Origin of the sequence: Pseudomonas sp. KCJK9000 (genome assembly GCF_046230725.1) — a bacterium.
Taxonomy (GTDB): domain Bacteria; phylum Pseudomonadota; class Gammaproteobacteria; order Pseudomonadales; family Pseudomonadaceae; genus Aquipseudomonas; species Aquipseudomonas promysalinigenes.
Genome location: NZ_JBJJLN010000146.1, coordinates 1 through 426 on the forward strand (window position 1 = coordinate 1; position 426 = coordinate 426).

The window sequence follows — 426 nt, forward strand, 5'->3', positions numbered from 1 at the left end:
ACCAGGCTCACCGCGCCCGGTCAGGGTAACGCCGTCGGCAAGGGTAAGGTCAGTGGGTTGCGCTGGGGGTTGCAGATCGGCGGAGGTCACCGAGCCTGGGGCTGACACATTGCCGGCAGCATCGGTGAGGGTTACCTGCAGGGTGCTGCCGTCTTTCACGGCTGGCGACAAGGTGAGTAGGAACGTGCCATCGGCACCCACCGTGCCGCTGGCAATCAGGTTGCCGCTGGCATCGCGCACCTGCACGGTAGTGCCGGCTTCCCCCCTTCCGCTCAGTTGTTGGCCAGCAACGCCGATGACTAGATTGGTCGGTGCCTCGGGAGGTGTGGTGTCGGGTGGAGTGCCGTCGTCAGGCGCGCTGATCGCCGCAGCCCCAGAGGTGTTACCAGCGGCATCGGTGGCGGTGACGCTCAAGGCCTGGCCATC

1 protein-coding gene is annotated in these 426 nt (G+C 66.4%); it reads right to left on the reverse strand.

All coding sequences use genetic code 11. The annotated features are described in order from the left end of the window. A partial coding sequence (locus ACK59H_RS23005) for an Ig-like domain-containing protein (RefSeq protein WP_409264998.1) occupies nucleotides 1-426 on the reverse strand: 426 nt, incomplete at both ends.